This is a genomic window from Streptomyces sp. NPDC059454, assembly GCF_042749965.1.
Classification (GTDB): domain Bacteria; phylum Actinomycetota; class Actinomycetes; order Streptomycetales; family Streptomycetaceae; genus Streptomyces.
Map to the genome: position 1 here is coordinate 177,053 of NZ_JBHYVC010000007.1, position 25,121 is coordinate 202,173.

Consider the following 25,121-nt stretch of genomic DNA (forward strand, 5'->3'; position numbering starts at 1 on the left):
TATACTCCACCCCAACATACCTCGGTGCCTGCTTCTTTTTTTTATTTCCTTCCCTATCTGGGGGGGGGGGGGGGGGGGGCGCCGCGCCCCCCGGCCCCCCCCCGCCCCAGGACCCCCGTTTCAGACCCCAAGACTTACAACCCTGAGAGGGATTGACGCATAGTGCTCGACGTCAACTTCTTCGACGAGCTCCGGATCGGTCTGGCCACCGCTGACGACATCCGTCAGTGGAGCCACGGCGAGGTCAAGAAGCCCGAGACGATCAACTACCGCACGCTCAAGCCCGAGAAGGACGGACTCTTCTGCGAGAAGATCTTCGGTCCGACCCGGGACTGGGAGTGCTACTGCGGCAAGTACAAGCGCGTCCGCTTCAAGGGCATCATCTGTGAGCGCTGTGGCGTCGAGGTCACGCGCGCCAAGGTGCGCCGTGAGCGGATGGGCCACATCGAACTGGCCGCGCCCGTCACGCACATCTGGTACTTCAAGGGCGTTCCGTCGCGTCTGGGCTACCTGCTCGACCTCGCCCCGAAGGACCTGGAGAAGGTCATCTACTTCGCGGCGTACATGATCACGTACGTCGACGAGGAGCGCCGCACCCGCGACCTGCCCTCGCTGGAGGCCCACGTCTCCGTCGAGCGCCAGCAGGTCGAGAACCGCCGCGACGCCGACCTCGAGGCCCGCGCCAAGAAGCTCGAGACCGACCTGGCCGAGCTGGAGGCCGAGGGCGCCAAGGCCGACGTGCGCCGCAAGGTGCGCGAGGGCGCCGAGCGTGAGATGAAGCAGCTGCGCGACCGCGCGCAGCGCGAGATCGACCGTCTCGACGAGGTGTGGACCCGGTTCAAGAACCTCAAGGTCCAGGACCTCGAGGGCGACGAGCTGCTCTACCGCGAGCTGCGCGACCGCTTCGGCACGTACTTCGACGGCTCGATGGGTGCCGCGGCGCTGCAGAAGCGCCTGGAGTCCTTCGACCTCGAGGAGGAGGCCGAGCGTCTCCGCGAGATCATCCGCACCGGCAAGGGCCAGAAGAAGACCCGTGCTCTCAAGCGGCTGAAGGTCGTCTCCGCGTTCCTGCAGACGTCCAACAGCCCCAAGGGCATGGTGCTCGACTGCGTGCCGGTCATCCCGCCGGACCTGCGTCCGATGGTGCAGCTGGACGGTGGCCGCTTCGCGACCTCCGACCTGAACGACCTGTACCGCCGTGTCATCAACCGCAACAACCGCCTGAAGCGGCTTCTCGACCTCGGCGCGCCCGAGATCATCGTGAACAACGAGAAGCGCATGCTCCAGGAGGCCGTGGACGCGCTCTTCGACAACGGCCGTCGTGGCCGCCCGGTGACGGGCCCCGGCAACCGTCCGCTGAAGTCGCTGTCCGACATGCTCAAGGGCAAGCAGGGCCGCTTCCGTCAGAACCTGCTCGGCAAGCGGGTCGACTACTCGGCGCGTTCCGTGATCGTCGTCGGTCCGCAGCTGAAGCTGCACCAGTGCGGTCTGCCGAAGGCCATGGCGCTGGAGCTCTTCAAGCCGTTCGTGATGAAGCGCCTGGTCGACCTGAACCACGCGCAGAACATCAAGTCGGCCAAGCGCATGGTCGAGCGCGGCCGCACGGTCGTGTACGACGTCCTCGAAGAGGTCATCGCGGAGCACCCGGTTCTGCTGAACCGTGCGCCCACGCTGCACCGCCTCGGCATCCAGGCCTTCGAGCCGCAGCTGGTCGAGGGCAAGGCCATCCAGATCCACCCGCTCGTCTGCACCGCGTTCAACGCGGACTTCGACGGTGACCAGATGGCCGTGCACCTTCCGCTGTCCGCGGAGGCGCAGGCCGAGGCCCGCATCCTGATGCTGTCCTCGAACAACATCCTCAAGCCGGCCGACGGCCGTCCGGTGACGATGCCGACCCAGGACATGGTCCTCGGTCTGTTCTTCCTCACCACCGACGGTGAGATGCGCGACCTCAAGGGCGAGGGCCGTTTCTTCGCCTCGGTCGCGGAGGCGATCATGGCCTTCGACGCGGGCGAGCTGTCGCTCCAGTCGAGGATCGACGTCCGCTTCCCGGTCGGCACCATCCCGCCGCGCGGCTGGACCCCGCCGGCGGACGAGGACGCCGAGTCCGGCTCCGTGTGGCAGCAGGGTGACCCCTTCCGGCTGAACACCACCCTGGGCCGTGCGCTCTTCAACGAGCTGCTGCCCGAGGACTACCCGTTCGTCGACTACGAGGTCGGCAAGAAGCAGCTCTCCGAGATCGTCAACGACCTCGCCGAGCGCTACCCGAAGGTCATCGTGGCGGCGACGCTCGACAACCTGAAGGCGTCCGGCTTCTTCTGGGCCACCCGTTCCGGCGTCACCGTGGCCATCTCCGACGTCGTCGTTCCCGAGGCGAAGAAGGAGATCGTCAAGGGCTACGAGGCGCAGGACGAGAAGGTCCAGAAGCAGTACGAGCGCGGTCTGATCACCAAGGACGAGCGCACGCAGGAGCTCATCAACATCTGGACCAAGGCGACCAACGAGGTCGCCGAGGCGATGAACGAGAACTTCCCGAAGACCAACCCGATCTTCATGATGGTGAACTCGGGCGCACGAGGCAACATGATGCAGATGCGTCAGATCGCCGGTATGCGTGGTCTGGTGTCGAACGCGAAGAACGAGACGATCCCGCGTCCGATCAAGGCGTCGTTCCGTGAGGGCCTGTCCGTGCTGGAGTACTTCATCTCCACGCACGGTGCCCGTAAGGGTCTGGCGGACACCGCTCTGCGTACCGCCGACTCGGGTTACCTCACCCGTCGTCTGGTCGACGTCTCCCAGGACGTCATCATCCGCGAGGAGGACTGCGGCACCGACCGCGGTCTGCGCCTCAAGATCGCGAGCCGGGACGCGGAGGGCGTGCTCCGCAAGGAGGGCGACGTCGAGACGTCCGTGTACGCGCGCTGCCTCGCCGAGGACATCGTCGTCGACGGGCAGGTGCTGGCCCCGGCCGGCACCGACCTGGGCGACGTCCTCATCGAGGAGCTCGTCTCCCGCGGCGTCGAGGAGGTCAAGACCCGCTCGGTCCTGACCTGCGAGTCCGCCGTCGGCACCTGCGCGATGTGCTACGGCCGTTCGCTGGCCACCGGCAAGCTGGTCGACATCGGTGAGGCGGTCGGCATCATCGCCGCCCAGTCCATCGGTGAGCCCGGTACCCAGCTGACGATGCGTACCTTCCACACCGGTGGTGTGGCCGGTGACGACATCACCCAGGGTCTGCCCCGTGTCGTCGAGCTCTTCGAGGCCCGTACGCCGAAGGGCGTCGCCCCGATCTCCGAGGCCTCCGGCCGCGTGCGGATCGAGGAGACCGAGAAGACCAAGAAGCTCGTCGTCACCCCGGACGACGGCAGCGACGAGACGGCGTTCCCGATCTCGAAGCGTGCCAAGGTCCTGGTCTCCGAGGGCCAGCACGTCGAGGTGGGCCAGCAGCTCACCGTGGGTGCCACCAACCCGCACGACGTGCTGCGCATCCTGGGTCAGCGTGCCGTCCAGGTCCACCTGGTCGGCGAGGTCCAGAAGGTCTACAACTCGCAGGGTGTGTCGATCCACGACAAGCACATCGAGATCATCATCCGGCAGATGCTGCGCCGTGTGACGATCATCGAGTCCGGCGACGCCGAGCTGCTGCCCGGTGAGCTGGTCGAGCGCTCCAAGTTCGAGACCGAGAACCGTCGTGTGGTCCAGGAGGGCGGTCACCCGGCCTCCGGTCGTCCGCAGCTGATGGGTATCACCAAGGCCTCGCTGGCGACGGAGTCCTGGCTGTCGGCCGCCTCCTTCCAGGAGACGACCCGGGTGCTGACGGACGCGGCGATCAACGCCAAGTCCGACAGCCTCATCGGCCTCAAGGAGAACGTCATCATCGGTAAGCTCATCCCGGCCGGTACGGGTCTGTCCCGCTACCGCAACATCCGGGTCGAGCCGACCGAGGAGGCCAAGGCCGCGATGTACTCGGCCGTCGGCTACGACGACATCGACTACTCGCCGTTCGGCACGGGCTCCGGCCAGGCCGTTCCGCTGGAGGACTACGACTACGGTCCGTACAACCAGTAAGGCGTACGTCTGAAGCACTGAGGGGCGGTCACTCCGTACGGGGTGACCGCCCCTCGGCGTCGTACGCCGGTCACATGCCGCCGAACCCGTGCCGGAACGGCCGCCCGGGCGCATCATGGAGGGACCCGGTATGGGGGAGATGGTGCTCGGTGTCGTACTCGCCGTATCCGCAGGGGCAGCCCTGGCAGCAGGGGCACGGGGTGCCGCAGCCGTGGGGCGGGCAGCCGTGGGGCGGTCAGGCCGCCCCGTCGATGCTCGCCTCGCACGCCGACCGCGAGCGGGCCGTGGACGTCCTCAGAGCCGGGTACGGGGAGGGGCGGCTGGAGAAGTCCGAGTTCGACCGGAGGGTCGCGCGGGCGTACGCCGCCCGTACGGTGGGGGAGCTGGCGCTGCTGGTGGCCGACCTGCCGCAGGGGCCGGTGCCGCACGCCGCGCGCGCGGTGCCGGCGGTGTTCCTGCCGGCGCCCCGGGCGCGAGTGAACGGCAAGGCGGTCGCCTCCGCCGTCTGCGGCGGACTCTGCCTGGTCACCTTCGGGATCACCGGCATTCCGGCGGTGATCCTGGGGCACGCGGCGCGGGCCGAGATCAGGCGCACGGGGGAGGAGGGCGACGGGCTGGCACTGACCGGTCTGGCGCTCGGCTGGCTGGCGAACGGGGCGTGGGCGGTCCTGATGTTCCTGTCGTTCGCGCTCGCGCTGGCCTCCGGTTGACAATCGAGGAACGGCGTGTTCCGTGCGGCGGCGCGGGTCGGCCCCATTTGTTTTGACCGCAGCGAATGCGATAGGTACGCTCAGACCTTGTGCCTGGGGTGTGCCCTGGCCTCCGTGCGTGCCATCACACCGCACCGGGGGCCGCTGAACGGCCACCGTGATCCACACGTTCTTTCCGTCGTGCGGCGGAAGTTCGCGGGATTCGACACACCCGACCGCGTGGGTCGGTGACGTTCCAGGTTAGCTTCACCATTCGGCACACAGAAACCGGAGAAGTAGTGCCTACGATCCAGCAGCTGGTCCGCAAGGGCCGGCAGGACAAGGTCGAGAAGAACAAGACGCCCGCACTCGAGGGTTCGCCCCAGCGTCGTGGCGTCTGCACGCGTGTGTTCACGACCACCCCGAAGAAGCCGAACTCGGCCCTGCGTAAGGTCGCGCGTGTGCGTCTGACCAGCGGGATCGAGGTCACCGCTTACATTCCGGGTGAGGGGCACAACCTGCAGGAGCACTCCATCGTGCTCGTGCGCGGCGGCCGTGTGAAGGACCTGCCGGGTGTTCGCTACAAGATCATCCGCGGTTCGCTTGACACCCAGGGTGTGAAGAACCGCAAGCAGGCCCGCAGCCGCTACGGCGCCAAGAAGGAGAAGTAAGAATGCCTCGTAAGGGCCCCGCCCCGAAGCGCCCGGTCATCATCGACCCGGTCTACGGTTCTCCTCTGGTGACCTCCCTGATCAACAAGGTGCTGCTCAACGGCAAGCGCTCCACCGCCGAGCGCATCGTCTACGGCGCCATGGAGGGTCTGCGTGAGAAGACGGGCAACGACCCGATCATCACGCTGAAGCGCGCGCTGGAGAACATCAAGCCGACCCTCGAGGTCAAGTCCCGCCGTGTCGGTGGTGCGACGTACCAGGTTCCGATCGAGGTCAAGCCCGGTCGTGCCAACACGCTCGCGCTGCGCTGGCTGGTCGGTTACTCCCGCGCCCGTCGCGAGAAGACCATGACCGAGCGTCTGCTCAACGAGCTTCTCGACGCCTCCAACGGCCTCGGTGCCGCTGTGAAGAAGCGCGAGGACACGCACAAGATGGCCGAGTCCAACAAGGCCTTCGCGCACTACCGCTGGTAGTCGCTACCCACATCGAGACCGAGAGAAGACTGAAGCCTTATGGCTACCACTTCACTTGACCTGGCCAAGGTCCGCAACATCGGGATCATGGCCCACATCGACGCGGGCAAGACGACCACCACCGAGCGGATCCTGTTCTACACCGGTGTGTCGTACAAGATCGGTGAGGTCCACGACGGCGCCGCCACCATGGACTGGATGGAGCAGGAGCAGGAGCGTGGCATCACGATCACGTCCGCTGCCACCACCTGCCACTGGCCGCTCGAGGACAACGACTACACGATCAACATCATCGACACCCCGGGGCACGTCGACTTCACCGTCGAGGTGGAGCGCTCCCTGCGCGTGCTCGACGGTGCCGTGACCGTGTTCGACGGTGTCGCCGGTGTAGAGCCGCAGTCCGAGACGGTGTGGCGTCAGGCCGACCGTTACGGCGTCCCGCGCATCTGCTTCGTCAACAAGCTGGACCGTACCGGCGCCGAGTTCCACCGCTGCGTGGAGATGATCTCGGACCGTCTGGGCGCCCAGCCGCTCGTCATGCAGCTCCCGATCGGTGCCGAGGCCGACTTCAAGGGCGTCGTGGACCTGGTCCGCATGAAGGCGCTCGTGTGGTCCGCCGAGGCCGCCAAGGGCGAGATGTACGACATCGTCGACATCCCGGCCACGCACACCGAGGCCGCCGAGGAGTGGCGCGGCAAGCTGGTCGAGGCCGTCGCGGAGAACGACGAAGAGATCATGGAGCTGTACCTGGAGGGCCAGGAGCCCACCGAGGAGCAGCTGTACGCCGCGATCCGTCGCATCACCATCGCCTCCGGCAAGTCCAGCGAGACCACCGTCACCCCGGTGTTCTGCGGCACCGCGTTCAAGAACAAGGGCGTCCAGCCCCTGCTCGACGCGGTCGTGCGCTACCTGCCGACCCCGCTCGACGTCGAGGCCATCGAGGGCCACGACGTCAAGGACGCCGAGGTCGTCGTCCGGCGCAAGCCGTCCGAGGACGAGCCGCTGGCCGCGCTCGCGTTCAAGATCATGAGCGACCCGCACCTCGGCAAGCTCACCTTCGTCCGGGTCTACTCGGGCCGCCTGGAGTCCGGCACCGCCGTGCTGAACTCCGTCAAGGGCAAGAAGGAGCGCATCGGCAAGATCTACCGCATGCACGCCAACAAGCGTGAGGAGATCGACTCGGTGGGCGCCGGTGACATCGTCGCCGTCATGGGCCTGAAGCAGACCACCACCGGTGAGACGCTGTCCGACGACAAGAACCCGGTGATCCTGGAGTCCATGGACTTCCCGGCGCCGGTCATCCAGGTCGCCATCGAGCCCAAGTCGAAGGGCGACCAGGAGAAGCTGGGCGTCGCGATCCAGCGCCTGGCCGAGGAGGACCCGTCCTTCCAGGTCCACTCGGACGAGGAGACGGGCCAGACCATCATCGGTGGTATGGGCGAGCTGCACCTCGAGGTGCTGGTCGACCGTATGCGCCGTGAGTTCAAGGTCGAGGCCAACGTCGGCAAGCCCCAGGTCGCCTACCGTGAGACGATCCGCAAGGCCGTCGAGCGCGTGGACTACACCCACAAGAAGCAGACCGGTGGTACCGGTCAGTTCGCCAAGGTGCAGATCGCGATCGAGCCGATCGAGGGCGGCGACGCCTCGTACGAGTTCGTGAACAAGGTGACCGGTGGCCGCATCCCGAAGGAGTACATCCCTTCGGTGGACGCCGGCGCCCAGGAGGCCATGCAGTTCGGCATCCTGGCCGGCTACGAGATGACGGGCGTCCGCGTCACGCTCATCGACGGTGGCTACCACGAGGTCGACTCCTCCGAGCTCGCGTTCAAGATCGCCGGTTCGCAGGCCTTCAAGGAGGCCGCGCGCAAGGCTTCGCCCGTGCTCCTGGAGCCGATGATGGCCGTCGAGGTCACCACGCCCGAGGACTACATGGGTGAGGTCATCGGCGACATCAACTCCCGCCGTGGCCAGATCCAGGCCATGGAGGAGCGGGCCGGTGCCCGCGTCGTGAAGGGTCTCGTGCCCCTCTCGGAGATGTTCGGCTACGTCGGCGACCTGCGCAGCAAGACGTCCGGCCGTGCCAGCTACTCCATGCAGTTCGACTCCTACGCCGAGGTTCCGCGGAACGTCGCCGAGGAGATCATCGCGAAGGCCAAGGGCGAGTGACGGGCTCCGTTTAACGGACCACGTGCACACGCTTTAGGCTTGACCCCGGAGCCTGCAGGGGACATTCCGCCGTCACCTCGGCGGAATGTCCCGGGTCCGGGTTTCCCAGCAAAGATCACCTGGCGCCGATGAGTAAGGCGTACCAGAACCACTCTCAGGAGGACCCCCGTGGCGAAGGCGAAGTTCGAGCGGACTAAGCCGCACGTCAACATCGGCACCATCGGTCACATCGACCACGGTAAGACGACCCTCACGGCCGCCATTACCAAGGTGCTGCACGACGCGTACCCGGACCTGAACGAGGCCTCGGCCTTCGACCAGATCGACAAGGCTCCCGAGGAGCGCCAGCGCGGTATCACCATCTCCATCGCGCACGTCGAGTACCAGACCGAGACGCGTCACTACGCCCACGTCGACTGCCCCGGTCACGCGGACTACATCAAGAACATGATCACGGGTGCGGCGCAGATGGACGGCGCCATCCTCGTGGTCGCCGCCACCGACGGCCCGATGCCGCAGACCAAGGAGCACGTGCTCCTGGCCCGCCAGGTCGGCGTCCCCTACATCGTCGTCGCCCTGAACAAGGCCGACATGGTGGACGACGAGGAGATCCTGGAGCTCGTCGAGCTCGAGGTCCGTGAGCTGCTCTCCGAGTACGAGTTCCCGGGCGACGACCTGCCGGTCGTCAAGGTCTCGGCGCTCAAGGCCCTCGAGGGCGACAAGGAGTGGGGCCAGACCGTTCTCGACCTGATGAAGGCCGTGGACGAGAACATCCCGCAGCCCGAGCGTGACGTCGACAAGCCGTTCCTCATGCCGATCGAGGACGTCTTCACGATCACCGGTCGCGGTACGGTCGTCACCGGCCGTATCGAGCGTGGTGTCCTCAAGGTCAACGAGACCGTTGACATCGTGGGCATCAAGCAGGAGAAGACCACCACCACGGTCACCGGCATCGAGATGTTCCGCAAGCTGCTCGACGAGGGCCAGGCCGGTGAGAACGTCGGTCTGCTCCTCCGTGGCATCAAGCGCGAGGACGTCGAGCGCGGCCAGGTCATCATCAAGCCCGGTTCGGTCACCCCGCACACCGAGTTCGAGGCCCAGGCCTACATCCTGTCGAAGGACGAGGGTGGCCGTCACACCCCCTTCTTCAACAACTACCGCCCGCAGTTCTACTTCCGTACGACGGACGTGACCGGCGTCGTGACCCTCCCCGAGGGCACCGAGATGGTCATGCCGGGTGACAACACCGAGATGAAGGTGGAGCTCATCCAGCCCGTCGCCATGGAGGAGGGCCTGAAGTTCGCCATCCGTGAGGGTGGCCGGACCGTGGGCGCCGGCCAGGTCACCAAGATCAACAAGTGAGCTTGCTGATCTGACCTGGTAGCTCCTGCCGCGAGCACCTGAGAGGGCCCGCACGACTTCGGTCGTGCGGGCCCTTTCGCTCGTGCGGGCGTCAACTCCGCCGCGGTAACGGTCACCCGATCGCGGGAACGGTGGTGCATTTGCGCATGGCACATGCCGGGCCACCCATAGGTTCGCCTCATGGTCAGCTCATCCCATGAGGCCCTGCACCGGATCTTCCAGCAGGAACCGGGCCTCTTCGCCCGCGTCGCCAGGAATCTCGGCGTCGCCTTCCCCCCACCCGTGTCCGCCTCGGAGCTCTCCACCGACCTCACGGAGACCCGGCCGCTGGAGCGGCGGGTGGACACGTTGCTGCGTATGGACACCGAGGACGGCAGTTTCGTCCTGGCCGTGGAGTCGCAGAGCAACCCCAGCCCGCACAAGCCGGCCAGCTGGGCCTATTACCTTTCCCATGTGTACGCCAAGTACGGCGTGCCGCCGGTCCTCCTCGTCGTGTGCCCGGACCGGAAGACGGCTGCCTGGGCAGCCCAGCAGTTCGACATCGGCCCGCGCCAGTGGCCCTCGCTCACCCTGCGGCCCCTGGTCCTGGGGCCCGACGACCTGCCGGTGATCGACAGCCCCGCCGAAGCAGCTCGTGACTTCCCGCTCACGATCCTGTCGGCGGCTCTTCACCGCTGCGAGCCGGAAGCCGATGCCATACTGAATGCGCTGGCAAAGGCACTGAAAGGCCTGTCGGCCGACGACGAGAGCACCGCAGGCACCTTCATCGAACTCATGGAACAAGGCCTCGGCACGACGCAGGCCGCGGATCTCTGGAGGCATCTCATGGCCGTCGACCTCTCGTTCTTCCAGTCGCAGACCGCCCAGCAGCTCCGGGCCGAGGGCCGGGCCGAGGGTGAGGCGAAGGGTCAGGCGAAGGGCCAGGCGAAGGCCGTTCTGGTTCTGCTGGGTCACCGGGGTGTCGAGGTCGGCGAGGAGGACCGGGAGCGAATCATCGGTTGCGGTGACCCTGACGTACTGGACCGGTGGCTCAAGAGGGCCCTCACCGCGACGTCGACGGCGGAGGTCTTCGGCGGCGAGTCGGTCTGAACCGGCTCGGTGGACCTCAGGGTCCGCCACGGGTGTGGCATAGGACCGGTCCCGGGCGCGTGGTCAGGTGCGCGCCCGGGACCGGCCCGGTTCCCCGTCGAGGTGGTCAGGTGTGGGTCAGGCGCGCTGCCACAGCGCCGGGACGTTCGAGGGCTCCCAGCCGGTCCAGGCCGAAGCCGCGGCCCATGGCCCTGAGGAGGGCGGGGCGGCGTCCGCGCGCAGGGTCTCGGCGGGTGAGGGAGCGGCTGTTCCCGCGCTCGCGGAGCCGCTGAGCCCGGCCGCGAGCAGGGGGCGGCCGTCGCGGCGACGGCGGCGCCCACGGCTCTGGTGCGGCGGTGTCGGAGGGGCATGGGGGATCTCCTCGGGTTTCGACCGAACAGCTCACCGCCCAGGGCGTGTTCGATCCGCTTGAGCTGTGCGCTCGGCGCGGGCTGCACGAGCCCGAGCGCCGTCGCCGCCCTGGTCGGGCTGTCGGCGTCGGCAATCGCCCGGATCGTCTTCAGATGGCGCAACTCCAGCTCCTTGAGGAGAGCTTGCGGCGTGGCGCGGCGGGTGCGGGAGCAAGGGGTTGGTGCGGACCTGCACCCCGGCCGGTCGTCGGCACGGACACCGACACGTGCACGGGTATTGACGCGCCGCTCGGCCAGACCTTAGCGTCCGCCCATCGCTAATGTTTCGAGCTCGCTTTCGAAACTTTCGAAAACGAGCGACGACGGGAATGAGACTCCCCGCATGAGATCCATTCGTTTCGCCACCGTGGCCCTCGCCACCGCCGCCCTGACCCTGCCGCTCATGACGGGCTCGGCCGCCGCGGACCCGTCGGCCGACAAGGAGGCCGCGCCGCACTCCCACGCCACGTTCGACCGGCTGCGCGAGGCCGCCCCCGAAGGCTTCGTCGTGGGCACCGCCGTGGCGGGCGGTGGCCACCACCTGGAGCAGGACTACCCGGACCCCTTCACGCACGACAAGGAGTACCGGAAGATCCTGGGGCGCCAGTTCAGCTCGGTCTCCCCCGAGAACCAGATGAAGTGGGACTACATCCACCCCGAGCGGGACCGCTACGACTTCGCGCAGGCCGACGCCATCGTCGAGTTCGCCAAGCGGAACCACCAGGTCGTACGCGGCCACACCCTGCTGTGGCACAGCCAGAACCCGGCGTGGCTGGAGGAGGGCGACTTCTCGAAGGAGGAGCTGCGCGCCATCCTGCGTGAGCACGTCACCACCGTCGTCGGCCGCTACGCCGGCAGGATCCAGCAGTGGGACGTCGCCAACGAGATCTTCGACGACCAGGGCAACCTGCGCACCCAGGACAACATCTGGATCCGCGAGCTGGGTCCGGGCATCGTCACGGACGTCTTCCGGTGGGTCCACGAGATCGACCCGAAGGCGAAGCTGTTCTTCAACGACTACAACGTCGAGAGCGTCAACGCGAAGAGCGACGCCTACTACGCCCTCGTCCAGGACCTGCTCGAACAGGGCGTCCCCGTCCACGGCTTCTCCGTCCAGGGCCACCTGAGCACGCGGTACGGCTTCCCGGGCGACCTGGAGGACAACCTGAGCCGGTTCGACGCGCTCGGCCTGGAGACCGCCGTCACCGAGCTGGACGTCCGCATGGACGTCCCGGAGGGCGGCGTGCCCACCGAGGAGCAGGAGCGGAAGCAGGCCGACTACTACCAGCGGACCCTGGAGGCGTGCCTGGCCGTCGACGGCTGCAACTCGTTCACCATCTGGGGCTTCACCGACAAGTACTCGTGGGTGCCGGTGTTCTTCGAGGGTGAGGGCTTCGCGAACGTCATGACCGCCGACTTCGCCCGCAAGCCCGCCTTCTACGCCCTGCGGGACACGCTGAAGGAGGCGGCCCGGAAGGACGACTGCGAGAAGCACCACAAGCACCACAAGCACTGAGTACGCCCGGCGGGGCCGCCCCGGTCAGGGGCGGCCCCGCCGTCTCGCTCCGCGAGGCGAGGGCTCAGGCCTTGCGGGCCACCGCCACGTACGCCCCGCTGTGGATGCCCTCCTGGCCGGGAACCGGCTCACCGAGCTCCGGATGCCACTCCTCGGCCGCCACGATGCCGGGTTCGACGACCTCAAGTCCCTCGAAGAAGCGGGCGAACCGCTCCCGGCTGCGCATGTCCATGGTGAGCCCGCCCGCCCGGTACAGGTCGATCACCTTCCGCGAGGCCTCCTCCGGGTGGAAGTCGGGGGTGAGGTGGGACATGACCAGGTAACTGCCCGGCGCCAGCGCCTCCTTGAGCCGCTCCACCAGCTCGTACGCCCCGTCCTCGTCGCCGATGAAGTGCAGCAGCGCGATCAGGGAGAGCGCGACCGGTCGCTCGAAGTCCACTGTCTTCCGGGCGCGTTCGACGATGGCGGCGGTGTCACGGGCGTCCGCCTGCACGTAGTCGACGGCCCCCTCGGGAGTGCCGCGCAGCAGTGCCTCGGCGTGGACCAGGACGATCGGGTCGTTGTCGCAGTACACGACCCGTGCGTCGGCGGCGACCCCCTGAGCCACCTGGTGCAGGTTCGGCTCCGTCGGGATACCGGTCCCGATGTCGAGGAACTGGCGCACGCCCTGGCCGGCCACCCAGCGGGTGGCACGGTGCATGAACGCCCGGTTCATCCGCGCCATGACAGGGATGGGCGGCGCGAACGCCACGAGCTGCCTGCCCAGCTCCTCGTCCACCGGGTAGTTGTCCTTGCCGCCGAGGAACCAGTCGTACATCCGCGCGGGATGCGGCTTGCCGGTGTCGATCCGTACCGGAGTGCCCATAGCGGAGTCTTGCTGATCCACGTCGATTCCCCTTGTCCCGCAAGGAAGTTGACCTTCCTCAATCGTGATCGCCACGATAACCGGGCCTTGCCCGGCACGATGCGCAGGGCACCCGTCGCCCTGTGGTCCGGGGACACCTACCGGGCACGGCGCATCACCCCGCCCCCGGGGCTGATGAGCCAACGGAAGTGATCGACCAGGGGTTCCACCACCGCCGGATCACGGAGGACCACGCCCACCTCGATGTTGGGTGATGAAGGTGCGCCGCAGGGTGGTGTCGACGCCGATGTCGCGGCCGGCCTCCATCTTCGAACCGCACCAGGCGAATGTGACGCTCGTTACTCTCCGCTTGCCGGAGGGTACGAGGCGCGTACGGCCGTCGGGCGGTAAGGGACGCGGAGGGCACGCGGGGGGGGGCTGATGACGGACAGCAGAACCGGCGGGATCCCACATCAGGTACCGAAAGGGTCCTACGGAGTGCCGCTGCGTGCTGACGAGTGGGAGGAGTTCTCCCCGGGGTTCGGCGACAACAGTCACCGAGGCCACTTCGGTGAGCAGTTCATCCGCATGCTGGCCGTGGCGGCGAACATCGACGCGGCCCAGCGCGACCGGGTCGGCGTGGACTGGCAACTGGGCCACCCCCGCCGGTCGGGCAGGCGCCGATACCCGGTCATCGAGGCACAGGTGAAGTGCACCTCCTCTCCGGAACTGCACGACGATCACATCGCCTTCGACCTCAAGACGCGGTACTACAACGAACTGGCCGGCAGCGACTACGACATCCCGCGCTTCCTCTTTGTCGTCCTGGCACCGGCCGACCCCTTCTCGTGGTCCGACGCGACGCCGGAACGACTGCTGCTGCGCAATGCCGCCCACTGGGCGTGTCTGCACGACCAGAATCCCGTCGCGGGCGGCACGGGCACACGCAGGGTCCACGTCCCGCGGGGCAATCTGCTGACCGCCGACACACTGCACGACCTGTTCTCCCCGAGCTTCCGGGCCATGGTGGGGGTGTCGTGAACGTGATCACGGACGCAGAGTTCGAGGAGGCCCAGACCCTGGCCCCGGAAACCCTCCGACGCTATCTGAGCGGCAAGGGCTGGTGAGCGGAACGCGCTTTATTCGGAGCCGAGTTGTGGGATCGGTACGTCGAGACCGAGCCCGACGCGCCGTACGAGGTCCTCGTGCCGGCGGAGCGGCGCCGGGACTATCCGGGCCGGATCGCCGACATCCTGGAGACCCTCGCCGTGGTCGAGTCGCGTCGGCCGCGCCGGGTGAGGGTGCAGTTGAACCCGGAGCACGTGGACCGGACCACCGATGCCTGGCGCCACCGCCTGGAGGTGGTGTTGCGAGGAGACCTGGAACCACATGGCACCGGCCTGCGGATGCGGGCAGTCACCGCTTTCGCGGTGCGGCAGGAGTGAGGGGGTCAGGGATCCAGCGGCAGCGGCACCTGCTCCGCAGCCGGTCCCAGGTACGTGTACTCGGTGGCCCGCGCGATGCCGACGGCGTCCAGGCGCTGCCTGAACCGGACCCGGAAGTGGATGTTGTCCCCGAGGCCGGGACGCATGCGGAGCAGGGTTTCGGGTTCCTCGAAGTGGACGTCGTAGGCGGGAGCGTTCTTCGCCGTGCCCGTTTTCACCTTGACCCAGCCGCTCTCCCGCAGTTCCGTGATGCGGCCGGAAATGGTCATCTCCTGGTCGCGGGACCGGGTCTCGCGGAGACGGTCGACGTACCGCCGGCCGCGTTCGCCGAGTCGGGCGCTGCGCACGCCGCCGTCCGCGTCGTACCAGGTCACGTTCAGTTCCAGGGCGTACTTGTCCAGCGCGCGGGCCACGGTGTCCACGGAGTCGAAGAGTCGGGACCACTCGCGGACGTCTTCCTCGGACTCCAGCGCGTCCAGGAGCCTGGTGAAGGTCTGCATGCCGGTGTTGGTGGCGGAGGTGGCGGGAGCGTCCAGGACCGGCTCGTCAGGCCCGTACGCCGCGGCGACGGGGCGGGCGTGGATCACGGTGCTGCCCGCAGAGAGGCCGGTGAGCTCCAGCTGGACCGGGGTTCCCGCCGCGGCGGAGACGGCTTTCTCCACGGGATCGAGGAGAGCGTCACCCCACTGGAAGCGCAGGGCGCCGCCTTCGGTGTCCGGCCCGGTGAGCCGAAGCCGCAACTCCTCGTCGAGGTGCGCGTTCGGCTCGTACTCCCGTACTGCGGCGAGTCGGCTCGCCCGGTGATCGGCCTCGATCTCGTCGTCGTTGCGATCCTCCGTTCCCATCTCCTCCAGCAGCCGACGAGCGTTCCGGTCGGCGTTCGGATCGTCCTCGCGGAGGGCGCGCCAGTGTTCGCGCCAGCTGTCGCCGGTAGTCACAGTCGCACCTCCAGGTATCCACGTGCCGGAACGGCACTGGTCTCGGACGGGGAGCGATCCGCCTGGCCGGGCAGCCGGCAGCGCTGCCACCAGTCGTCCCACACCCCTCTTTGCATGAAGTATGTCCGTTCCTCGGAGGTCATGTGCTCAGGCCGGAAGACGTGGCCGACCGGCTGGTAGCCGACTCTGACCGGCGAGACCCCGTACTTCCGCTTGATGCTGTCGCGGCTCTTGAACGCGTCGGTCAGCCATTTCGAGCCCGGCCTGCCGCGTACCGCCCGCTCGGCCCGGATGTCGATCAGGAGGGTGGCGTCGATGTTGCGAGGATCGAGTTTCGTACTGACGAAGCTGCCGCCGAGCCACAGCCTGTGGATGAGGGGGAGGCCGTCGAGATCGTCCCGGTAGGCCTCCTCCAGAGTGAGGAAGCGGTTGAGATAGCCGTGCAGTCCGTCCCATAGATCCCAGCGGGTGCTGGAGTCCCTGAACTCCGGAGCACCGACCAGCAAGGACTGCGCCGCTTGGAAGGAAACCGAGTAGCGGCCCTGGGGGAGGAACCCGGAGGCGGTGAAGGAAGGCAGCACGTGAGTCCTGGGGCAGCGGTGGGCGCGGAAGCGTGCGTGTTCGAGGTTAGGGGCGGCCTGGATCTGTTGTACGGCAGTCGCGGCAGTGGGTTTCGGTTTCGGGGGCGCGGAAGGCGTGGTCGCAGCCGTCGCAGTTGCGCAGCGGGTGGCGGGTCGGTGGTGGTCCGGCCGGTGCGCGGTACGGGGGCGGGGCCGGGAGTTGTGCGGTGAGGCGGTGGGCGAGGAGGGCGGCGGGGCGGTGCAGGGGTTCGTCGGGGAGGTCGGTGGTGAGGGCGTGGCGTACGGCGGTGGGGGTGACCTCGCGTTCGAGCCAGGCGGCGACTCCGGGGGCCAGGTGGGCGGTGTCCGTGGCGGAGAGCAGCAGGCGGGGGTCGCGGCGGCGCAGGCCGGTGAGGAGGTCGGTGGCCTGCTGGAGGAGGGCCGGGGCGGCGTAGCCGGGCTGGGGGACGGCGGGGAGGGCTTTGCGGGGGCGGGGCTGGGTGGTGCGTTCCCGCGTCGGCCGGGGTGGCGGGGCGGGGCAGTCGGTGGCAGCCGTCTCGCGTCGGGGGCCGGGCTGGTTGCAGGAGGTGGTGCGGGTGATGATGCGGCCGGTGGGGGTGCGGACGCGTTCGCGGCGGAGGTAGCCGTGGGTCTCCAGTTCGCGCAGGGCGTCGGCGATGCGTTTGGTGCCTTCTTTGAAGCGGGCGGCGAGGCTCTTGATGTCCACGGGTGTGCCGGTGGGCAGCGACTGGATGTGGCAGCCGAGGCCGATGGCGAGCAGGGACAGCTCGGGGTGCTGGGTGAGGTGGTTGCCGATCACCACGAAGCGGGTGGTGTGGCGGGTGTTCTCGTGGATGACGCCGCCGGTGTGGTGACGCGATCGGGTCGGATTGCCGGCGGGGGCTGACTGGGCGCGCGGGGGCGCGCTAGGGTTTTGGGTATCCATCGGGAAGGTCTCTAGCTTCCTTGGTGGTCAGGCCCTCGCACTGGGATTGCCGTCCCGGCGGGGGCCGAAGTTTTTTCGGTTGTGTGCGCTGAGCGTAGGGGTGCCGGGGGCTCGAAAATCCAGCTGAGCCGGTGATGTTCACCCGCCCGAGTGACGGGACGCCTCGGGCGGGAAAGGGTGGGGCTTGGTGGGGTTTTTTCTCCCCGAGTTCTTGCTTGGGAAGGCGCCGACGGCACCGGAGCTTCAGATCCCGGGTTCCGGCGACGTAAGCCGTAGTTCGGCCCAGACGGTCTTGCGGGGGAAGCGGGCCTCGGTCACGCCCCAGCGGTCCGCGAGCGCGTCCACGAGCAGCAGGCCGCGGCCCGATTCGGTGTCGGGGGAGGACGGTCGGAGTTCGGGCAGGCGTTCGCCCCGCGTGTCGGTGACCTCGATACGGAGTGTGTGGTCCACCACGTAGAACTCAAGACGGAAGTCCCGGCCCGGAACGCGACCGTGGGTGACGGCGTTGGCCGCCAGTTCGGCCACGACATGGCGTGCGGCGTCCGAGTCGTATCCCCAGTCGCGGAGTTGGGCGTCCGCGAGGAGACGGGCGAGGCGGGCGCTGCGTGGGGTGGCGGACAGCAGCACGCTGAAGTGGGGGAAGTGGCTGGTCGGTTGAGCCGTGATGCCGGCGGTTTCCTGATGCACGGCATTCAGAGTGATGGCTCACATCCGTCGCCGTACGTGATTGTGGAGGCGCGTGCTGTGACTGTCGGTGATGTGTCCGAGGTTGTCGGCGTTGTCGGCGCGGGGGAGCGAAGAGGGCTCGGTGTCTGTACCGAGCCCTCTGTCCGGCTGCCGTTCAGCGGATGGAGAAGCCGGCTCCGCTGCCCGTGCTCACTGCTTGGGGACTTGGATGCTGACGTACCAGCGAACGGACTCCTCCGTCACCACGGTGAAGTGGAGCTTGCGCGCCGAATTCAGATTCATCTGGTTCGCGTTCTTCTCCGCCTCCACACCGGAACACCCCAGGGAGAACCCTCCGATGCCTTCGAGGGAGATTTCGAGATCAACCGGCTTCGAACGCGAAATGCAGTTCACCTTGATCCAGGATTCTCCCTTCGGCAGTTCTATCGTGCCGAATTGCTGGACGCCGCGATGGGGGCCTTCGGAGAGGATTTCCTTGTATCCGGCGTCCACCTCGGGGGCGGTCAGCGGTTCCTGAGGAGGTGGGGCGACGGTCGACTGGGACGGTTTCGGAACGTCGGGCTTGTTCGAGCCGTCCTCGCCCGTGCAGGAGGTCAGCAACCCGCACAGGACGGCTGCCGTGGCGAAGGTGGCACGACTGGATCGCATCAGGAACTCGTTTCCCAGTACTTGAACCCGACGGTCTTGTTGGCGACGTCGGCCTCCCCGTACGAGATCTGGGTCTTCTTGCAGTTGGGCAGCTGGTAGTACTTCTGCCACTTGACGTGGTGACCCCATGAGCAGAACTGTGCGTTGCCGTACTTGTTGCGGCTTATGTCGCGCCGGTACTGGTGCTGTGTATCCCAGGACACTTCCTTCGCCGACTCGCGGCTCACCTCGGCCTTCGCCTCGGCCACGATGCCGCTGACGGACACCCCTCCGCCGACCGTGATCTTGGTCGCCACGGATCCAGCCTTCGCCCGCGTCAGAACCATGGTCCCCCCGGGGCCGTCCTTGTAGATCGGTCCCTTGCCCAGGTGCTTCTTCGACTGGGCGTAGATGTCGGTCTTCCATCCCCCGTCGCAGACACCCAACGGTGCGGGTTCCGGAGAATCCGCGAAGGCGACTCCCGGAGTCGCGACAGTAATGGCGCATATGGCAACGACTGAGAATGCAGCGCGCTTCATTTTTCCCCAAGTAGGACTTTCATGCGCCGGGGGCTGGTCAACTCACCCGGCTTATCGATCATGATCAGATCACTCTTTGGTCCGAATCGGGGGTATCTGTCCGCCCCGTTATTCACTCGTTATCATTTGAGTTTCTTTTGAGCTTTCGCGAAAGGGGCGCCGATGTCCCATTTTCCCTGGCTCGGAGGCGGCAATTAAATTCAATTTTGAAGCAGTCTGAAGGTGCTGTCCCTTTGGGATTTCGACGGCTTGGGAGGGGTCGGTCGTGAGTGTCCGATGGGGCATGGTGCTTAAAAGTATGAATTATGCTTTTCTCTCGCTGGTGGTCCTGTCGCGATCTGGCGTGAGTGGTGGCGGATCTCCCTGCGCGTGGTGACTGTCCGCTGGTTGTCCGGTGCTGTCCGGACTGTCGGGGTGGTTGGTACGGGTAGGGCGCCGCGGTACGGCGCGGGACGACGGAGGGGTGCGGCATGACGGCGGTGGACGGTGATGCGGTACGGCTCAAGGGTGAGGCGGACGAACCGGGGTGGGAGGTGGACCCGGACGACGAGTGGGGCGTCGCTGTCATCACCACGGTGGGGCGGCAGTTGAAGCTGCGGCGCGAGGCGGCGGGGATGCGGGCCGGCCAGTTCGGGGCGGCGATCGGGTACGGCGAGGACCTTGTCTACAAGGTCGAGGGCGGGAAGCGGATCCCTCAACGGGAGTATCTGGACAGGGCCGACGAGGTGTTGGGGGCGGGTGGACTGCTCTCGGCGGCTTGGGAGGACGTGAAGAGGGTTCGGTATCCGAAGAAGGTGCGGGAGCTGGCCAAGTTGGAGGCGCAAGCGGCCGAGATTGGTGTGTACGAAAGCATCAGCATCAACGGCCTGTTGCAGACTCCGGAGCATGCACGAGCGCTGTTCGAGGTGTGGCAGCCCGCCTACTCGGAGGAGGACCTGGAGCGAGTGTTGGCAGCGCGCATGGCTCGGAAGACCATCTTCGAGCGGTCACCTGCGCCCGCGCTCAGCTTTGTCGAGGAGGAGGCGGCTCTGCGACGCCGGGTTGGGAGCACAATGGTGTGTCGTCAGCAACTCGAACATCTGCTGGAGGTGGGGCGGTTGCGCAACGTCACCCTCCAAGTGATGCCGACGAGTAGCAAGGCCCATCCCGGACTGAGCGGAAGGATCGAGATCCTGAAGTTCGCCGACGGAACGGCTGTGGGGCGATCCGACGGTGCGTACAACGGTCGCCCCACCTCGGATCCGAAGCAGCTCCGCATTCTTGAGTTGCGGTATGGCACCATCCGAGCTCAGGCGCTCCCGCCCGAGGAGTCGCTCGCCTTCATCGAGCAAGTGCTTGGAGAGACATGACACGCAAGGCCTCTGTCGAAGACACCTCCGAGCTGAAGTGGTTCAAGAGCAGCTACAGCAGTGGCCCCGACGGCGACTCATGCGTCGAGGTCGCCGTAGCGCCCTGCGCCGTCCACGTCCGCGACTCCAAGGACGTGGCAGGGTCTCGGCTCGCACTCACGCCGGGTGCGTGGGCGAACTTCGTGACGTACGCGTCGGAGCGCTGACGCACCAGCGGCACGCTCCCGCTCCTGATGATCGACAGGAGCGGGAGTGTTGGCGGATTCCTCAGAACAACGCGTCGGGCTTGGGGAATAGCCCGTCGTCGGGCATGGAACGGGCCCGGTGCCGCAGCATCAGTTCCTGCATGACCAGACCGGCCTCGACGGTCTTGCCGAGGCCGACGTCGTCCGCGATCAGCAGGTTCGTCCGGGGCATGGACAGGGCGCGCACCACCGGGTCCAGCTGGTAGTCCTGGATCTCCACGCCGGAGCGGAACGGTGCCTGCAACGCCGTCTTGTCGGCCGAGGCGATGGCGCCCCAGCGCACGGCGTCCAGGAAGGCGTCCAGACGGCCCGGCTCGTCGAACCCGGCGGCCGGTGACGGCAGTTCGTACTGGTCGTGGACGCTCGTCGCCTGCTCCAGCTCCCACACCACCCGCAGTTCCTCGTCCCGGGCGTCGTCCTCGACGGACGTCAGGGAGACGAGGTGCGGTGCGCTGGCCCCGGCGCTGCGGGCGGGATCGTCGGTGGTCAGGGCGGAACGGGTCACCTCGGTGACGACCCAGGGGCGATTGCGTACGGTCACCAGCTGGCCGGGAGCGACGGGCGCCGCGCCGTCGGCGGGGCGGGCGAGGTCGGGACCGCCGTCGGCCGCCGTGTCGTCAGTGTCGTCTGTTACCGGCCGCACAGCTGCCCCACCCGTCATGATGCCCCTGTTCTCCCGTTCCGCCGGATCGGCGACGCCCCGTACGGTGCCTGCCCACACCGCCACGAAAGCCTAAGGGGCGGTGTGGAGGATGTGTGTGGGTATGCCAAGAGACGGATCAAAACCCACCGGCCATCCGGACTCCGCACGCCCTGTCCAGATAGCGGACAATCCGGCCCGGCTCTTGGTATCGAGTTAACACAGGAGTAACACTGGGAGGGTTGGCCGACCTGTCGTATACAACCGGGGCGGCCGCTGTCCTGCGCGCGGCAACGGCGCCGAGCGCCCATCACCGGTATACGTACCGGTGTCAGCCGCGCCAGAAAGGGACTCCGTGGCCACACGACCCGACCCCAAGACCTCGCTCGACCTGCTCCGCGCCGAGATCGAGCGCCGCAACCCGGCGGAGCCCGAGTTCCACCAGGCCGCACGGGAGGTGCTGGAGACCCTCGCCCCGGTGCTCACGGCACGCCCCGAGTACGCCGAGCCGGGGCTCGTCGCACGGCTGGTCGAGCCGGAGCGACAGATCATGTTCCGCGTGCCGTGGCAGGACGACCAGGGCCGGGTCCACGTCAACCGGGGCTTCCGGATCGAATACAACAGCGCTCTCGGCCCCTACAAGGGCGGTCTGCGCTTCCACCCCTCCGTGAACCTCGGAATCATCAAGTTCCTCGGCTTCGAGCAGATCTTCAAGAACGCCCTGACCGGCCTCGGCATCGGCGGCGGCAAGGGCGGCAGCGACTTCGACCCGCAGGGCCGCAGCGACGCGGAGGTCATGCGCTTCTGCCAGTCCTTCATGACCGAGCTGTACCGGCACATCGGTGAGTACACCGACATCCCGGCCGGCGACATCGGCGTCGGCGCCCGTGAGATCGGCTACCTGTTCGGCCAGTACCGGCGGATCACCAACCGCTGGGAGGGTGGCGTCCTCACCGGCAAGAGCGCCGGCTGGGGCGGTTCGCTGATCCGTCCGGAGGCGACCGGGTACGGCAACGTGCTGTTCGCGGAGGCCATGCTGCGCGCCCGCGGCGAGGACCTGGAGGGGCAGACGGCGGTCGTCTCCGGCTCCGGCAACGTGGCGATCTACACCATCCAGAAGCTGGCCGCCCTCGGCGCCAACCCGTTGACCTGCTCCGACTCCGGCGGTTACGTCGTCGACGAGAAGGGCATCGACCTGGAGTTGCTGCGCCAGATCAAGGAGGTCGAGCGCGGCCGGGTGAGCGACTACGCCGAGCGCCGGGGCGCCTCCGCGCGGTTCGTGCCCGGCGGGCGGGTCTGGGAGGTTCCGGCCGACGTCGCCCTGCCGTCGGCGACCCAGAACGAACTGAACGCCGTCGACGCCGACGCCCTCATCCGCAACGGCGTGAAGGCGGTCTCCGAGGGCGCGAACATGCCGACCACACCGGAGGCCGTGCAGCTGTTCCAGCGGGCCGGCGTCGCCTTCGGCCCAGGCAAGGCGGCCAACGCCGGCGGGGTCGCGGTCAGCGCGCTGGAGATGACGCAGAACGCGTCGCGCACGTCGTGGAAGGCCGAGCAGGTCGAGGACGAGCTGGCCCGCATCATGACCGACATCCACACCACCTGCGCGGAGACCGCCGAACGCTACGGCGCCCCCGGCGACTACGTGACCGGCGCGAACATCGCCGGCTTCGAGCGGGTGGCGGACGCGATGCTCGCGCAGGGCGTCATCTGACGCACACCCCGAGGCGTCACGGAGTGGGGATGCCGGCCGGGCGGGCCGGGCGTCCGAAGCGGGCGGGGACACCCGGTGAGTACAGCACGCTCACCGGCTCCCCGGCCGGCTCCGGCAGTCCGGCCGCGGTGATCAGGTCCTCCTCGCACTCCACCAGCTCGGCCCGGTGCAGCGGCCAGCGCGGATGCGCGTTGGGCAGGTACATCGACCGCCCGAAGAAGGCGCCGTGCATGCCCCAGCGGGCGGTGAGGAAGTGCTCCAGCTCGGTCGGCTCCTCGATCAGCTCGCCCCTGCGTACGGTGATGCGTCCGCCGGCGCCCCGCGGTCCGGGCCAGCGCCGGGAAGCGGTGTACGTCACCGTGCCGCCGTCGAGATGCTCCACGCGCATCCGGGACCAGAGGTACGGCATCCGGAACCCGAGGCGGCCGACCGCCACCGGGATCAGGCGGGAGGCGTCCAGGGAGAGGAAGACCACCCCGCGTCGCCCGTGCGCGTCCACCGAGTACAGGCGGACGTTGGTCTCCGGGAAGTTCCCGAGATAGGGGACGCCCGGCAGGCGCAGCCACCCCACCCGGTGCATCCGGAACGCGACGAGGCCGACGTACGTGACACCGTCCAGGGTGTCGGGCACGGTGCCCGGCGGCAGCAGAGGGGCCACGTCGGCCGGGTCCACCGCCCAGTGCACGAAGGTCAGGTCGAGCCACGACTGGGTGAGCAGCGGACGCGCGATCGCCTCCGGCGGGTCGGGCGTGATGGGCTGCGGGGGCGGTGGTGTCGGCGGCACCGCGCCAGTATCGCGGAGGGCACCGACAGCGGTACGGCACGACGGGCGAACGTGGCGGACACCACGGCACCACGATGTACCCCACATGGCCCTGGCGACCGCGAGACCCCTGGGGAAAGCTCGAAGCCATGCAGAAGCTCTCCCTCGACGCCCTCGCCCGCGAACACCTGGAACGCGCCGCCGCCGCCTCCAACGGCCGCAGCGCCACCACCGTCCACGGCGGCCACGAGCACACCCTGCGCCAGACCCTCCTCGCCCTGACCGCAGGCACCGCCCTCGCCGAACACGAGAACCCCGGCGAGGCCACCCTGCTGGTCCTGCGCGGCCGTGTCCGCCTCACCAGCGGCGACACGGAGTGGGAAGGCCGTACGGGCGATCTGATCGTCATCCCTCCCGCCCGACACGGCCTGGAGGCCCTGGAGGACGCGGCGGTACTGCTCACGGTCGCCAGGACGGGCTGAGGAAAGCCGCCCGGTCGAACGAGGCGGTGTCGCCCAGTGGGACGATGACGGAACGGATGATCGAGTCATCGACTGAAGGGGACACCGACGCCATGGCCCGCTACATGGAGGCGCTGACCGTCGAACGGGGCGGTTTCCGGATCAAGGTGCCGGAGTCGTGGTGGGAGTTCGACGTGCGGCCGGAGTCGCGGGACGACTCGATCCACCGGATGGTGAACGAACGCCTGCGCGCGCACCCGGAACTGGCCCCGCACCGGGACACGTACGTCTCCTTCCTGCGGAAGGCCGCCGCGGACGCCTGGAAGTCCGGTGCGCTGTACTGCGGCTGCATGGCGGAGAGCTTCGGCGGTGACACCCCGATCACCGGCTCGGTGACGGTGTCCCTGGCCGGCGGCCGTACGAGCAAGGGCGACCCGCTCCCCACCGACCCGGCCGCCATCGCCGCCCAGCTCGCCGTCAAGGAGGCGAAGAAGGCGGGCGACTCCTGGCGCAAGGTCACCACCGTCGACATCCCCGGCGTCGGCCCGGCCGCGCGGACGTACGGCATCGAGGACATCCCCGTCCCCGGCGACGAACTCAACCGGACCATCCGCGCCGTACTGATGCAGACCTTCATCCCCGTGCCCGGCCAGGAGGGCAAGGTCGCCCTGGTCGCCGGCAGCAGCCAGGTCCTGGACCTCGCGGACTCCTTCTTCGACATCTTCGACGCGATCACGTCGACGTTCCGGTTCGCGGAGTGAGCGGGCCGGGCGCGCTTCCGGGACGGGGGCTGACGTGATCGTTCGTCACCGGCCGGACACCTGCCCGGGTGCGGTACATCATCGCGACGGAACCGAGTCCGCACGACAAGGGAAGGTGAGCGGGACTCTGTGGAATCCGCGTGGGACTGGGAGACCGGCGAGGGGTTGCTGGGAATCGA

The 25,121-nt window shown here is 68.0% G+C and carries 24 protein-coding genes and 1 pseudogene; 15 read left to right on the forward strand and 10 right to left on the reverse strand.

Annotated features, from left to right (window positions below; all coding sequences use genetic code 11):
• The first annotated feature begins 162 nt into the window (after positions 1 to 162).
• From ACFXAE_RS07660 to ACFXAE_RS07690, 7 genes are all read left to right on the forward strand, one after another.
• Positions 163 to 4,068, forward strand: coding sequence for a DNA-directed RNA polymerase subunit beta' (locus ACFXAE_RS07660; RefSeq protein ID WP_384709536.1), 3,906 nt, complete (start codon positions 163 to 165; stop codon positions 4,066 to 4,068).
• A gap of 149 nt (positions 4,069 to 4,217) precedes the next feature.
• Positions 4,218 to 4,778 carry a DUF1707 and DUF4190 domain-containing protein gene (locus ACFXAE_RS07665; RefSeq protein ID WP_384709539.1) on the forward strand — a complete coding sequence of 187 codons (561 nt, stop codon included), beginning with the start codon at positions 4,218 to 4,220 and terminating at the stop codon, positions 4,776 to 4,778.
• Between the two features lie 278 nt (positions 4,779 to 5,056).
• Positions 5,057 to 5,428 carry a 30S ribosomal protein S12 gene (gene rpsL / locus ACFXAE_RS07670; RefSeq protein ID WP_003948652.1) on the forward strand — a complete coding sequence of 124 codons (372 nt, stop codon included), beginning with the start codon at positions 5,057 to 5,059 and terminating at the stop codon, positions 5,426 to 5,428.
• Between the two features lie 2 nt (positions 5,429 to 5,430).
• Positions 5,431 to 5,901, forward strand: coding sequence for a 30S ribosomal protein S7 (rpsG, locus tag ACFXAE_RS07675; protein ID WP_003992340.1), 471 nt, complete (start codon positions 5,431 to 5,433; stop codon positions 5,899 to 5,901).
• 39 nt (positions 5,902 to 5,940) lie between these two features.
• A complete protein-coding gene (fusA, locus tag ACFXAE_RS07680) occupies positions 5,941 to 8,067 on the forward strand; it encodes an elongation factor G (protein ID WP_384709542.1) in 2,127 nt (708 codons plus the stop codon).
• A gap of 168 nt (positions 8,068 to 8,235) precedes the next feature.
• The gene (tuf, locus tag ACFXAE_RS07685; RefSeq protein ID WP_062706810.1) at positions 8,236 to 9,429 is read left to right on the forward strand and encodes an elongation factor Tu; all 1,194 of its coding nucleotides are present in this window, start codon (positions 8,236 to 8,238) and stop codon (positions 9,427 to 9,429) included.
• Positions 9,430 to 9,609: 180 nt separating this feature from the next.
• Positions 9,610 to 10,518, forward strand: coding sequence for a hypothetical protein (locus ACFXAE_RS07690; protein WP_384709545.1), 909 nt, complete (start codon positions 9,610 to 9,612; stop codon positions 10,516 to 10,518).
• 368 nt (positions 10,519 to 10,886) lie between these two features.
• Here ACFXAE_RS07690 and ACFXAE_RS07695 read toward each other — a convergent pair.
• Positions 10,887 to 11,036: pseudogene (locus tag ACFXAE_RS07695) on the reverse strand (LysR family transcriptional regulator); the annotation flags it as partial.
• Between the two features lie 214 nt (positions 11,037 to 11,250).
• Between ACFXAE_RS07695 and ACFXAE_RS07700 the strand changes: the two are divergent.
• A complete protein-coding gene (locus tag ACFXAE_RS07700) occupies positions 11,251 to 12,423 on the forward strand; it encodes an endo-1,4-beta-xylanase (RefSeq protein ID WP_384709548.1) in 1,173 nt (390 codons plus the stop codon).
• Positions 12,424 to 12,487: 64 nt separating this feature from the next.
• Here the strand turns inward: ACFXAE_RS07700 and ACFXAE_RS07705 are convergent, their stop codons facing one another.
• Entirely contained in the window at positions 12,488 to 13,288 is an 801-nt protein-coding gene (locus tag ACFXAE_RS07705) for an SAM-dependent methyltransferase (RefSeq protein ID WP_384709617.1), read from the reverse strand.
• Between the two features lie 477 nt (positions 13,289 to 13,765).
• Here ACFXAE_RS07705 and ACFXAE_RS07710 point away from each other — a divergent pair, with 477 nt between their 5' ends.
• A complete protein-coding gene (locus ACFXAE_RS07710; protein WP_384709551.1) occupies positions 13,766 to 14,308 on the forward strand; it encodes a DUF4365 domain-containing protein in 543 nt (180 codons plus the stop codon).
• A 113-nt stretch (positions 14,309 to 14,421) separates the two neighbouring features.
• Positions 14,422 to 14,712 (forward strand): hypothetical protein, encoded by a 291-nt coding sequence (locus tag ACFXAE_RS07715; RefSeq protein ID WP_384709554.1) that lies wholly within the window; start codon positions 14,422 to 14,424, stop codon positions 14,710 to 14,712.
• Positions 14,713 to 14,717: 5 nt separating this feature from the next.
• Here the strand turns inward: ACFXAE_RS07715 and ACFXAE_RS07720 are convergent, their stop codons facing one another.
• The 6 genes from ACFXAE_RS07720 to ACFXAE_RS07745 form a co-directional block, all read right to left on the reverse strand.
• A complete protein-coding gene (locus ACFXAE_RS07720) occupies positions 14,718 to 15,650 on the reverse strand; it encodes a hypothetical protein (RefSeq protein ID WP_384709557.1) in 933 nt (310 codons plus the stop codon).
• Positions 15,647 to 16,231, reverse strand: a complete 585-nt coding sequence (locus ACFXAE_RS07725; protein ID WP_384709560.1) for a DUF6932 family protein — start codon at positions 16,229 to 16,231, stop codon at positions 15,647 to 15,649. The genes ACFXAE_RS07720 and ACFXAE_RS07725 overlap by 4 nt, the downstream gene beginning before the upstream one ends.
• 46 nt (positions 16,232 to 16,277) lie before the next feature.
• Complete coding sequence (locus tag ACFXAE_RS07730; RefSeq protein WP_384709563.1) at positions 16,278 to 17,156, reverse strand: helix-turn-helix domain-containing protein; 879 nt, start codon at positions 17,154 to 17,156, stop codon at positions 16,278 to 16,280.
• 243 nt (positions 17,157 to 17,399) lie between these two features.
• Complete coding sequence (locus ACFXAE_RS07735; protein WP_384709620.1) at positions 17,400 to 17,852, reverse strand: ATP-binding protein; 453 nt, start codon at positions 17,850 to 17,852, stop codon at positions 17,400 to 17,402.
• Between the two features lie 180 nt (positions 17,853 to 18,032).
• Positions 18,033 to 18,491 carry a hypothetical protein gene (locus ACFXAE_RS07740; protein WP_384709566.1) on the reverse strand — a complete coding sequence of 153 codons (459 nt, stop codon included), beginning with the start codon at positions 18,489 to 18,491 and terminating at the stop codon, positions 18,033 to 18,035.
• Positions 18,491 to 18,916, reverse strand: coding sequence for a hypothetical protein (locus ACFXAE_RS07745; RefSeq protein WP_384709569.1), 426 nt, complete (start codon positions 18,914 to 18,916; stop codon positions 18,491 to 18,493). Before ACFXAE_RS07745 ends, ACFXAE_RS07740 begins: the two co-directional genes overlap by 1 nt.
• A gap of 563 nt (positions 18,917 to 19,479) precedes the next feature.
• On the opposite strand from ACFXAE_RS07745, the gene ACFXAE_RS07750 reads away from it, so the two are divergent.
• On the forward strand, positions 19,480 to 20,358 hold the full coding sequence (locus tag ACFXAE_RS07750; RefSeq protein WP_384709571.1) for a helix-turn-helix domain-containing protein: 879 nt from the start codon (positions 19,480 to 19,482) through the stop codon (positions 20,356 to 20,358).
• Positions 20,355 to 20,564 (forward strand): DUF397 domain-containing protein, encoded by a 210-nt coding sequence (locus ACFXAE_RS07755; RefSeq protein ID WP_384709574.1) that lies wholly within the window; start codon positions 20,355 to 20,357, stop codon positions 20,562 to 20,564. Before ACFXAE_RS07750 ends, ACFXAE_RS07755 begins: the two co-directional genes overlap by 4 nt.
• 61 nt (positions 20,565 to 20,625) lie before the next feature.
• On the opposite strand, the gene ACFXAE_RS07760 is transcribed toward ACFXAE_RS07755, so the two are convergent.
• Positions 20,626 to 21,246, reverse strand: coding sequence for a hypothetical protein (locus ACFXAE_RS07760; protein ID WP_384709577.1), 621 nt, complete (start codon positions 21,244 to 21,246; stop codon positions 20,626 to 20,628).
• Between the two features lie 352 nt (positions 21,247 to 21,598).
• On the opposite strand from ACFXAE_RS07760, the gene gdhA reads away from it, so the two are divergent.
• Positions 21,599 to 22,957: an NADP-specific glutamate dehydrogenase gene (gene gdhA / locus ACFXAE_RS07765; RefSeq protein ID WP_384709579.1), complete on the forward strand. Its 1,359-nt coding sequence runs from the start codon at positions 21,599 to 21,601 to the stop codon at positions 22,955 to 22,957.
• 16 nt (positions 22,958 to 22,973) lie between these two features.
• Here the strand turns inward: gdhA and ACFXAE_RS07770 are convergent, their stop codons facing one another.
• A complete protein-coding gene (locus ACFXAE_RS07770) occupies positions 22,974 to 23,741 on the reverse strand; it encodes a YqjF family protein (protein ID WP_384709582.1) in 768 nt (255 codons plus the stop codon).
• A gap of 128 nt (positions 23,742 to 23,869) precedes the next feature.
• Between ACFXAE_RS07770 and ACFXAE_RS07775 the strand changes: the two genes are divergently transcribed.
• Together ACFXAE_RS07775 and ACFXAE_RS07780 are read left to right on the forward strand one after the other, a co-directional pair.
• Positions 23,870 to 24,202: a cupin domain-containing protein gene (locus ACFXAE_RS07775; protein ID WP_384709585.1), complete on the forward strand. Its 333-nt coding sequence runs from the start codon at positions 23,870 to 23,872 to the stop codon at positions 24,200 to 24,202.
• Positions 24,203 to 24,294: 92 nt separating this feature from the next.
• Complete coding sequence (locus tag ACFXAE_RS07780; RefSeq protein ID WP_384709623.1) at positions 24,295 to 24,942, forward strand: hypothetical protein; 648 nt, start codon at positions 24,295 to 24,297, stop codon at positions 24,940 to 24,942.
• Positions 24,943 to 25,121 lie beyond the last annotated feature (179 nt).